The organism is Phyllobacterium sp. 22552 (assembly GCF_052044585.1).
Classification (GTDB): domain Bacteria; phylum Pseudomonadota; class Alphaproteobacteria; order Rhizobiales; family Rhizobiaceae; genus Phyllobacterium; species Phyllobacterium ifriqiyense.
The window spans coordinates 798,190-807,168 of the sequence record NZ_JBQENG010000001.1 but is presented as its reverse complement, the minus strand read 5'-3'; the positions used below and the strand labels follow the sequence as shown (position 1 = coordinate 807,168).

The 8,979-nt window shown below is 49.4% G+C and carries 14 protein-coding genes; 6 read left to right on the top strand and 8 right to left on the bottom strand.

Features of this window, described 5'->3' with window-relative positions:
- The first annotated feature begins 173 nt into the window (after positions 1 to 173).
- From ACTJI9_RS04045 to ACTJI9_RS04025, 5 genes are all read left to right on the top strand, one after another.
- A complete protein-coding gene (locus ACTJI9_RS04045) occupies positions 174 to 473 on the top strand; it encodes a hypothetical protein (protein WP_440806174.1) in 300 nt (99 codons plus the stop codon).
- Positions 474 to 487: 14 nt separating this feature from the next.
- Positions 488 to 841 carry a hypothetical protein gene (locus ACTJI9_RS04040; protein WP_440806172.1) on the top strand — a complete coding sequence of 118 codons (354 nt, stop codon included), beginning with the start codon at positions 488 to 490 and terminating at the stop codon, positions 839 to 841.
- Positions 842 to 1,165: 324 nt separating this feature from the next.
- Entirely contained in the window at positions 1,166 to 1,705 is a 540-nt protein-coding gene (locus ACTJI9_RS04035) for a hypothetical protein (RefSeq protein WP_440806169.1), read from the top strand.
- Positions 1,706 to 2,296: 591 nt separating this feature from the next.
- Positions 2,297 to 2,608, top strand: coding sequence for a DUF2695 domain-containing protein (locus ACTJI9_RS04030; protein WP_440806166.1), 312 nt, complete (start codon positions 2,297 to 2,299; stop codon positions 2,606 to 2,608).
- 73 nt (positions 2,609 to 2,681) lie between these two features.
- Positions 2,682 to 2,960 (top strand): DUF982 domain-containing protein, encoded by a 279-nt coding sequence (locus tag ACTJI9_RS04025; RefSeq protein ID WP_440806163.1) that lies wholly within the window; start codon positions 2,682 to 2,684, stop codon positions 2,958 to 2,960.
- A 90-nt stretch (positions 2,961 to 3,050) separates the two neighbouring features.
- Here the strand turns inward: ACTJI9_RS04025 and ACTJI9_RS04020 are convergent, their stop codons facing one another.
- The 3 genes from ACTJI9_RS04020 to ACTJI9_RS04010 form a co-directional block, all read right to left on the bottom strand.
- A complete protein-coding gene (locus ACTJI9_RS04020) occupies positions 3,051 to 3,461 on the bottom strand; it encodes a hypothetical protein (protein WP_440806161.1) in 411 nt (136 codons plus the stop codon).
- A gap of 96 nt (positions 3,462 to 3,557) precedes the next feature.
- On the bottom strand, positions 3,558 to 3,926 hold the full coding sequence (locus tag ACTJI9_RS04015; protein ID WP_440806158.1) for a hypothetical protein: 369 nt from the start codon (positions 3,924 to 3,926) through the stop codon (positions 3,558 to 3,560).
- A 145-nt stretch (positions 3,927 to 4,071) separates the two neighbouring features.
- Positions 4,072 to 4,299, bottom strand: a complete 228-nt coding sequence (locus ACTJI9_RS04010) for a hypothetical protein (RefSeq protein WP_440806156.1) — start codon at positions 4,297 to 4,299, stop codon at positions 4,072 to 4,074.
- A gap of 304 nt (positions 4,300 to 4,603) precedes the next feature.
- Between ACTJI9_RS04010 and ACTJI9_RS04005 the strand changes: the two genes are divergently transcribed.
- Entirely contained in the window at positions 4,604 to 5,527 is a 924-nt protein-coding gene (locus ACTJI9_RS04005) for a hypothetical protein (RefSeq protein ID WP_440806154.1), read from the top strand.
- A gap of 46 nt (positions 5,528 to 5,573) precedes the next feature.
- On the opposite strand, the gene ACTJI9_RS04000 is transcribed toward ACTJI9_RS04005, so the two are convergent.
- From ACTJI9_RS04000 to ACTJI9_RS03980, 5 genes are all read right to left on the bottom strand, one after another.
- Positions 5,574 to 5,798, bottom strand: a complete 225-nt coding sequence (locus ACTJI9_RS04000) for a hypothetical protein (RefSeq protein WP_440806152.1) — start codon at positions 5,796 to 5,798, stop codon at positions 5,574 to 5,576.
- 152 nt (positions 5,799 to 5,950) lie between these two features.
- On the bottom strand, positions 5,951 to 6,808 hold the full coding sequence (locus tag ACTJI9_RS03995) for a tetratricopeptide repeat protein (RefSeq protein ID WP_440806149.1): 858 nt from the start codon (positions 6,806 to 6,808) through the stop codon (positions 5,951 to 5,953).
- Between the two features lie 70 nt (positions 6,809 to 6,878).
- The gene (locus tag ACTJI9_RS03990) at positions 6,879 to 7,244 is read right to left on the bottom strand and encodes a DUF1515 family protein (RefSeq protein ID WP_440806147.1); all 366 of its coding nucleotides are present in this window, start codon (positions 7,242 to 7,244) and stop codon (positions 6,879 to 6,881) included.
- A 112-nt stretch (positions 7,245 to 7,356) separates the two neighbouring features.
- A complete protein-coding gene (locus tag ACTJI9_RS03985; RefSeq protein ID WP_440806144.1) occupies positions 7,357 to 7,635 on the bottom strand; it encodes a hypothetical protein in 279 nt (92 codons plus the stop codon).
- Positions 7,632 to 8,477: a glycoside hydrolase family 108 protein gene (locus ACTJI9_RS03980; RefSeq protein ID WP_440806142.1), complete on the bottom strand. Its 846-nt coding sequence runs from the start codon at positions 8,475 to 8,477 to the stop codon at positions 7,632 to 7,634. The genes ACTJI9_RS03985 and ACTJI9_RS03980 overlap by 4 nt, the downstream gene beginning before the upstream one ends.
- Positions 8,478 to 8,979 lie beyond the last annotated feature (502 nt).

Sequence of the window (8,979 nt, the reverse complement as noted above, 5' to 3'; positions counted from 1 at the left end):
CCAAGGCAATGCCCGTCATACTGCGCACACGCGAAGAGCTTGATATCTGGATGAACGCTCCGGCTGAGGAAACGCTTCAGTTGCAGCGCCCTCTGCCTGACAGCGATTTGATTGTTTTAGCGCCGCCAAAGAAGATCGAGGAAGAGCCGCTTTTGCTCTAGGAGGAATGCCAAATGCAATTGAGGGATCGGCTCATAGGCAAGAAGTTCAAGCGCTTCGCAACAATGGAATTCAACCAGTTAAATCTGGATTTTGCTGATGGAAGTGGATTTGGCATTTACACTGAAACCGCCATCAATTGGAAAGCGGGTGAACTGGATATGGCAGTCTCCGACTTTGTTGAAGATTCAGACATGTTCACGATAATTTTCAACAATGGATCAACGATTGCTATCTCTCGTAACCCAACTTCACCATCACCTGAAATTTTCCAGTTTAATGACATCGACGGAACAGTGGTGGTTGAAAACTAATCGGAGAAGCCGTCATGCCTTGGAAAGTCAGATTTCGCGGTAAAAACTACAGCATCGAGAGCTATTTCGATGAAGATTATATGGCAGAAGTCGAAGCGAATATGACCGATGTTGAGGAATTGCCCGGTTCATTCAATGTCGTATCGCACGGCGAGGAAATCGTAGAGAATATCACCATTGCCGAGTCTGCTGATCCGACCGAGTTTCCTTTTGAGGCTGTCCGGGCCAATCATCCCGAACTTGGCGAAATTTACATTTTCACAGGCGTGCCGGATGAAACCGAGGGTGAGCTGCACGTTCTCTATACCAATGCGGCTGCAAACGAACCCGCTTACAACGAGATAGCATTTGAGGGCGATGGCACATGAAGGTTATATTGCCTAAGCGACGCAGGCCGTATTTATTGGATGGACAAAATCATGCTTAAGCAAATACTCAGAGGTGTTTTCAAAAAATATGGGTACAAGTTTGTTAGAACTGAATTCTTTAAGGATATAAATCAAGTTGAATTCTCTTCGATAAGCATTGTTACAGAGAACACCTCTCATAAGAAAATCCTGTACATATATCTTGCAGATGAAATTACACGCACTCACATACTTACCCCAGAAAATGTAGAGTCCGCTATAAAATCTTTGCAAAGTATTTTGATTGATCTGAAGAGCGAAAATACCAAACCGTAAAGAAGCCTGATGTCTGAAACACCGATCAAGATACGAATGGCACCGGCGCGCGCACTCATCACTCTTTTTACCATTGGTCTGCTTGGTACATATTTTTCTGCTGTTGCATTGGGGTATTTGCAAACACCCCCCGGTCTCCCACCATTTCTGTTTGGACTATTGGCACTGTGTTTGATGTTTATTGCGATATCATACCCGTTTCTCATATTGCCACCATTCATCGCGGGTTATGAGTTGAAAATCAGCCAAGAGGGGATAGTCGTACGGTCATATGGAAAAGAGATAATACCTTGGTCCGCAATATCCTCCATTAGTATGACTGACGTGAGCCAGCCATATAGATGGACGCCTGTGAAGAGAATCGAACTTTTGTTCGATGGAACTCTACCGCCCAAACTACATCGTCAGGTCAAAACGACGAGATGGCGCAATTTTAGAAAAGGCGTTCTTGCCACCATCATTCCAGAGCTTCTGACCGGCATGTCGGCTTATACTCTCTACAGCGTACTCAGCTATCATCACAAGAAGTATGGCGGACCCAATGTCTGAAACACCGCTCTCGCCTAAGCCAGAATACCCTGCACATATCGAATCCGCACCTGCCGGACTGTTCGAGCATTGGTGCGATCATAAAGACTGCAAGGCTTGGGGCAGCTTTGGGTTCTCAGGGCGCTACGGGATCAGTTGGTATTGCGGGGAACGCAAAAGCAATGGAAATGGATAAACAAACTTCAGTTGCAATCTCGCGACCTATTCGTTTGATGCTAATCTGGCCGTTGTTTAAGTCTTATTTTGTTTTTCTGGTTTTGGTCGCTGTTTTCAATGCCTATCAATTTGGAGGTTATACCCTCTTCGTTTCACATGGGGTGTTCCTTCTGACCTTTCCGATAGTTGTGACATTAGTGTTGCTGACAGCACTTTTCCCGCGCCACTTCTACGCGTGGCACAGGGTTTATTGTGTCGGAGTGCCTGCAGTCATAGCGCCTTTGATTGGATGGGTTTTGTGGGACCAGAATGCACCAATTCTCTCCACTGTATTGATCGCAGTTCTTACGCTTCCAATAACGTCCATATTCTTTGTACACCAGGAACAGGTTTTGCTTAGTCGCTAAGTGCCAACGACATAGTGCTGGAGGGGACATGACTGACAAGGACACGAAGAAAGCTCTTCTCAAAAACTGGAAGGCTCAGGAAGCGGAGAAGGCAATCAATCAGTTTCCGTTGGATAACGCTCAGTTGGATCGGTTTTTCTCCGAACTAGATGACTTGATGTCGGAAGTGGGCTGCTCACACGACCAGCGCCACGCTAACAGCGTAATAGCCAACATGCGGTTGTCACCAGAGCAATCTCGTACTTTGCTTGACTGGTGCAAAGTTAATGGCGGCTATTGCGATTGCGAGATACTGGGCAACACTTACGATCACTGGGATCAATATCGAGGGCGAGCCTGATCAGCGGAACTGGTTCCCTGCAAGAGTCGTTCACCGACTCATGGAAGATAAACCCTTCAGAGAAGTAACCGTAATGACCCGCCAACTCGGCAAGATGAAGGTAATAACCTCCATCATGCAGGCCGCAGAGTTCATTGTGAATGAGTGGCCTGGCACGGATACTGAAAGGCTCGATATCGCCAAGCATGCGCTGCTGGAATGTTATGACGGGAAGCTGTCACCCGGCGTTGCGCGCATGGCTTTCATCGAGGCCGCCAAGGAAGCTGACATTTACGTCGAGGCAGTTGGCCGCCCGCCTTCAACCGGCAAGGTTGATAAGTGGCGCAAGGGAAAGATACGGCGCCGGGCGTAAGCCGAAATTGATTCACATGCTGGTGGGCTGGGTCTCAATGGAGTGGGAACGAGTCCGCTCCTCCGGGCAAGGCCGCGCCTGCGTCGTCGGTTAGTTTATAATCGATATGTAAAGCCTTCCGAACCTCCCGGGTTTTCGAAGCGAGAGGTTTTCTGGTCGATGGAAATAAAGATCGTAAAAAGCATACCCTTTTCGCACATCTAACAATGACTCGCGCTGATTTCCTTGGAAGGAGCAGCAATCGGGCCCATCCGTGGGCAATCCGTAAGCCAATGTACTAACGGCATAGAGCGAATCTTGTCGATACGTGAGCTTCACCTCGAAGTTTTCGCCAACCTTGAACAAACAATCTTGTTGCGGCAAGCAATCGACAATGGCTTCCAGTGGAGCTTCATCAAGCTTAACGATCCACGCCTTCACATGATTGACTTTCTGGTCTGCGCTCGACGGAAACGAATAAGAGCAAAGAGCAGCGATCAGCATAACAATGTGCTTTGTCATTCGGTTCCATTTTCGTTGGACGGGCAAAGGCACGGATGAAAACACAACTGACTTCCAAAAAACGCCACCCCGTCCCGAAGGCCAGAGCGGCTCTGATTAAAGCTGCCAAGGAAGCTGATGTTTACGTGCAGGCGTTTTGCCGTTTCCAGTCGCGTTACCGAGACCAGTAGATTCTCCCGTTTCGCCACTGCCCTCGTCTTCATCACTTTCTATTGGAAGGTGGCTGGTCGTAAACAATTTGCCTTGGACCAACGAATGCCATAACCATGCAGAAACAAAAAGCGAAGTAAGTATAAACCATTCAGGTGGCTCAAAAACATAAAACACAACGACCATCAGCACGCTGAAACCTATCGGTATGGCCCAATTTTGAAATTTGAAAAGCTCGTCATAAAAATACAACTTCCGATGATCTCGATATCCAATTATGTCGGCAAAAACTTCTTTCCAATTAATCTTTGACATTTAAGCCTCTTTAACAAGCTCCATAATGAATATCATTAGGCGCACAGTAAGCACAGGCAAAGCTACTCTACAATCGAAATGCTATGGTCCGCCAGCCGTTCACGCCAAGCTGCGGAAGTGGCGTAAGGGAAATGCGACGAAGGGCCTAGCAGGGCAGGTCCTCACCTGACTCCTTTGCCTTTTCCAGCACGAGCGCATCAATAGCCCGCTGCACCTCCGGCAAGCCCCAACCGGCTTTGATGGCTTCTTGGTGGATAGCGTACATGTCTTTCGAAGAAACCTTGTCAAGGAACCGATCTTTCATTGCCTCACGGCATTCGGCTTCGCGCTGCTTTTCATCTTCGTAGTTATATCGAGGGGATGCGATACTCATGGCACTCACTCCTACAAGGAAAGCACAATAGCGAGAAAACGAATCGGTTCCAAGCCAGTCAAGCGAGCAGCGACTGAAGCTCAGCTATCCACCAGTAAATTGTGATCACGATAGCAAGGGGGTGTGAAAACTGGTATGGTTAACGTTCGATAAACGAAAAGCTGCCCCCGGCCAAGGAAAGCAGCTTTCGCGAGTCGAACAACAACTTGGCTATCCGCTCTTCACCCCCCTTAAGATAAGACTTTTGGGAAAGATTGCTAGCCAAGTTGGTCACCACCCTAACCAACTGAAAAGGCTAATAGAAATGACATCCGAAAATGGTTTGACCACCACCACGTCTCAGCTAGCGTTCGATCTCGAAATCGTTGTCGAAGCGGAAGTTGATGGCGTAGGTATGGGCGTTCTTGGGGACGGCACGCCGTTTCTGACTCTTCGTGGCTTGGCTCGTATGTGCGGTATCGACCATACGACCCTGGTAAAGCTCACCACCGACTGGGGCCAGCAACCTACAAAAGGGCGCGAACAAAAGATTCGGTCGATGATCAAGGCCCAAGGCTTTGACGACACAGTGTTTTTCCATGCTGTTGTGAAGAACGGTACTGTCCATCACGCCATTCCAGCGCACGTTTGTATGGCCACGTTGGAGTATTACGCATTTGAGGCCTCGGCCAACAATGCGCATGCTATCAACAGTTTTCGCACGCTTGCCAAAAAGGGCTTTACAGACTTCGTTTACGCCCAAGTTGGATATAACCCTGACGGGAAAGTAAGTCTTGCTTGGCAACAGTTCCATGATCGCGTTAGTCTGGTAGCGAATGCAGTTCCTACGGGTTATTTCAGTATCTATCAGGAAATCGCCGGAATGATCGTCCCAATGATCAATGCCGGTGTGGATGTAGGCCCTCACATCGTCCCTGACATCAGTGTCGGACAGCGGTGGGCTAAGCATTGGAAGACCGAGAGCCTTGAAGTATTGTTTGGAGAGCGGAAGCAATATCTTCACGACTATCCGGTCTATTTCCCGCAGGCCCTTTCTAACCCGCAAACTCCATTCTGCTATCCCGACGATGCACTTGGCGAATTTCGTAGTTGGTTCCGGAAGACCTACATCGAGACGCATCTACCGGAATACCTCCAGAATCAGGCTAAGCTCGGGAAGGTAAAACCTGCGATTGCCACCAAAGCTATCGAAGCGTTCAAACCGAAGTCTCTGCCCAAACCTCAATAATAACGCAAAAAGCCCCGGCATCCGCGAGGAAACCGGGGCTGATCAACTAAAGAAGATCGTTCGATGCATCTTCCCAGTTTGCTAGTGTAGCAGGATTGCGCACCCAACTAAGAACTTCCTCTTTATTATCTTGCGCGGCAGCTGAGATGATATGAGTTATCGCGCCCCGAACGGTCCCGATGTCATGTTCTCCGTTCTTCGCTTTAATCAGAAGCGTATCGATCAGTTTGTCTAAGTTTTTGTAGTCTTCACTTGAAAAATTAAATGCCATATTTTCCTCTTGATCTTGACCGGAGCAGATATGACAGCCAGCGAGACAAAGGAACAGACATTAAATGATCGTTGTAACCCGCGCGGATTAACAGAACGACGATCCCGTTATATCCGCTCGATCCGATCTAATACCTGCCTACATGACGTCCATTAAAGTTTCACACCTTCTCCTAATGTCTGCATTGCTTTGACAGCGTCAGGAAATCCCTGCGATGCCGCCTTGGCGATCCACTCTTTAGCTTTCAAGATGTCTTGCGGCACCCCTAATCCTTTCAGATAAAGTGTACCAATATTGTACTGCGCGATTGCCAAATTCTGTTCTGCAGCCTTCTGAAACCACATTGCTGCTTTAGAATAATCCTGAGGCACCCCATCTCCGTAATAATACATCCGAGCGAGGTTAGACTGGGCATTCGGGTAGCCTTGTTCAGCAGACTTGCGAAACAACGAAACTGCATACACAATATCTTTTGTTATTCCTTGCCCGTGGATAATCAAACCAGCAAGGTTGTTTTGCGCTTGTGCCGAACCACTTCCTGCCGCCTTTTTATACCAACCAACCGCAGTTTCGTAATTCTGCTCAACCCCATTGCCAATCTCATAGCAAATGCCCAGCATTGTTTGGGCTGGAATGAAACCTTCGTCAGCTGATGCATTATAAAATGCAATTGCTTTAGCAACATCTCGGCTAACACCGTACCCGTGCGCGTAAAGTCGACCAGTAGCATATTGCCCGTGGGGATCTCCGCTTTTGGCAGACTTTTCGTACCAGCTGAAAGCATCAGAATAGCTTTGGGAAACTCCAAATCCACCTTCGTAAAGATAGCCAACATAGGCCTGCGCCTCTGCATCCCCGTGTCTGGCAAGTGGTTCCAGGCGCACCATTGCCTTCTCGTATTGTTTTGTGCGTAGCAGATGCTCAGTTGCGGGACTTAGTGCGTTTGCTTCAAACGAGAAAGAGAACATCAAGAAAATTGCCGAGACGATGGAAGACGCTGTGAAATTCATTATTCCCCCAATGCCATGATGCTCATGCAGGATAATGACACCATTCATCGCAGTCAAACTGGCACTACGACTATTTATGTAATACGCGGGTGAGCCATTCGAAAGAGTTGGCTAGGCTGACGCCAAGTGCGGTTCCGCCGATCCCGACAACTCCCAACGCGCCGATTCCCATCAATCGCCAACGTTTGACATCATCGGTGACAGCCTTAGCGTCCGTAACATCATCCTTGATGGCCGCTATGTCTGTTTTGATGCCACCAACCTCTCCTATGAGCTCATCCATCCGTCGATGCACAACAGCGCGCTTTTCATCGGCCTCCCGGTTTTCAGCGCCGGCTCTTCGCTCTGAAGCATCTATATCTCGGCGTAGGCCCTCGACTGTGGCAGTTAGAATGCCAATTGCACGATACAGGTCATTATTACTTGCCGCAGCCATCTACCAGCATCTCCGCCTTGTGCCATTCTGATCGTTGCCCTCGATACGTTCGGCACCGGGGCGGTCCAGTTGAATTACTGCGACAGTAGCCGCCGGATTGAGATTGACGGCTCTAAAGCCCGCGCAACTGCTCGCAGGGTTCGATTGGCATCCTGCGAAAACGGAGAGACTGAACACAAAAGTCGTAATCACTGAGGTTTTGTACTTTCGCATCGCTATCGATCCTTTCGCGCTCTGCTTTGATGTTTGATTGCAATTGCTCAACAGCAACATCCTGACGGCCTTCACGCTTACCGTAGAGGAATGAGCCGGATACAAGCACAAACGCTGCAAGTGCCCAGATCAGAGCGGTTTTGATTGGTCCGGGTATCAGGGCAAGAAGCGCGGTCATGCTGGCACCGCACTGCTTGGCAGATCGAGCGCATCACGAAGCTCGGCTTCTTTCCTCTTTGACCAGTAGCGATAAGCAAAGCCGCCAAGAAAGATGACGACACCGGCAATTGTTAGCGCAGCAACCGCCTTGGCAACAAAGTCGATATTCGTCAGCGGCGTAAGCTGTTCGGTAGCTTGAGCCACCACAGTCGAGACGACGCCGCCACCCTGAGCAGCATCTGCAGGCCCTTTGCCCGGCGCTGTCTTAGCATCAACAAGATATGCCTTGGCATCCATGTCAGCGACGAATACCGGAGCCGGACCGACTGAGCCTGACGCCCATGCCTGCCCGATCTTCTTTACCTGGGCGACACGATTACCCCAACCCTTCCCGAACGTCTTCCACGTCCTCAACGCTTTGAGGAAGGCAAGACGCCGGTCGAGTATCTTGGCAATCAGCGCATCGTGATCATTGACCGCTTGGATTGCCTTGACCGTTAATTCGCCCATAACACCATCAACCGCACCGTTGTAGGCGTTTCCAAGAGCGCGCTGCACCCATCTGACCGCTTGCGATATGCCGCTGTTCACGGCCCCGTCAAAGACAACGTAATCAATTCCGGCCGGGAGCTTGTCGCCTTTGATTGGCGACCAGTAGAGATTGCGATAGATCGCATCTCGCTCGGCCGAATTTATCTGCTTCACCGGCTGAGGCTTCTTGCCCTGCGACTTACGGTAATTATCATAGACCCGCTGTGTGACGCCCCACATTGTAGCGCCACCAGGATCGGAAGGATGGTTTGAATAACCGCCCTCATGGACAAGCACAGCCGCGAGCGCAGCGGGAAACTTCGCTTTCATGATGATTTTCCTAAGGTTGAATCTAGAACTATTTGATTATTGCTGGATCAGACGCTCTGATGCAGACTGGTAAGCCAGGGATCAGGGAGTATGGACCCGGAATACAAACATTATCTCACTCGGGTTTGGCCATATTTGCTGGCAGTCGCATTGTTATGCGTCGCGTCAATTACTCTGGGTCGTTTTTGCTCGGTTAAGCACGAACCGGGATACCGTGTTAGCGCAAGTGCTCACGATGGGGTCAAACTGTCGTAGGAAGCAGGTGAAACCGGTCCCGGTCTGCAGCGGACCTAAACACATTGAGTTAGGCCGCCTGTCTTGATCGTTTCACACAGTTGCATTTTACTGGTTTGTACCAGCGCCCCCGAGCTGGCCTCATCCCAGCGCTGATTTAACTAGCCCTTATTGGCGCTGGGATTTTCCTCACCTGCGATCTGGCGCAGCATTTCTGCTGCCAGTTTCATGATTATTCTTTGTCATGGATAGGTATTACCCACACCGC

What these genes read in the sequence shown, in the direction of transcription:
- ACTJI9_RS04010 (WP_440806156.1), bottom strand. Translation starts at nt 4,299, where the DNA reads ATGAGTATCGCATCCCCTCGATATAACTACGAAGATGAAAAGCAGCGC.
- ACTJI9_RS04030 (WP_440806166.1), top strand. Translation starts at nt 2,297, where the DNA reads ATGACTGACAAGGACACGAAGAAAGCTCTTCTCAAAAACTGGAAGGCT.
- ACTJI9_RS04025 (WP_440806163.1), top strand. Translation starts at nt 2,682, where the DNA reads ATGACCCGCCAACTCGGCAAGATGAAGGTAATAACCTCCATCATGCAG.
- ACTJI9_RS04005 (WP_440806154.1), top strand. Translation starts at nt 4,604, where the DNA reads ATGACATCCGAAAATGGTTTGACCACCACCACGTCTCAGCTAGCGTTC.
- ACTJI9_RS03990 (WP_440806147.1), bottom strand. Translation starts at nt 7,244, where the DNA reads ATGGCTGCGGCAAGTAATAATGACCTGTATCGTGCAATTGGCATTCTA.
- ACTJI9_RS03985 (WP_440806144.1), bottom strand. Translation starts at nt 7,635, where the DNA reads ATGACCGCGCTTCTTGCCCTGATACCCGGACCAATCAAAACCGCTCTG.
- ACTJI9_RS04040 (WP_440806172.1), top strand. Translation starts at nt 488, where the DNA reads ATGCCTTGGAAAGTCAGATTTCGCGGTAAAAACTACAGCATCGAGAGC.
- ACTJI9_RS04000 (WP_440806152.1), bottom strand. Translation starts at nt 5,798, where the DNA reads ATGGCATTTAATTTTTCAAGTGAAGACTACAAAAACTTAGACAAACTG.
- ACTJI9_RS03980 (WP_440806142.1), bottom strand. Translation starts at nt 8,477, where the DNA reads ATGAAAGCGAAGTTTCCCGCTGCGCTCGCGGCTGTGCTTGTCCATGAG.
- ACTJI9_RS04045 (WP_440806174.1), top strand. Translation starts at nt 174, where the DNA reads ATGCAATTGAGGGATCGGCTCATAGGCAAGAAGTTCAAGCGCTTCGCA.
- ACTJI9_RS04015 (WP_440806158.1), bottom strand. Translation starts at nt 3,926, where the DNA reads ATGTCAAAGATTAATTGGAAAGAAGTTTTTGCCGACATAATTGGATAT.
- ACTJI9_RS03995 (WP_440806149.1), bottom strand. Translation starts at nt 6,808, where the DNA reads ATGAATTTCACAGCGTCTTCCATCGTCTCGGCAATTTTCTTGATGTTC.
- ACTJI9_RS04020 (WP_440806161.1), bottom strand. Translation starts at nt 3,461, where the DNA reads ATGACAAAGCACATTGTTATGCTGATCGCTGCTCTTTGCTCTTATTCG.
- ACTJI9_RS04035 (WP_440806169.1), top strand. Translation starts at nt 1,166, where the DNA reads ATGTCTGAAACACCGATCAAGATACGAATGGCACCGGCGCGCGCACTC.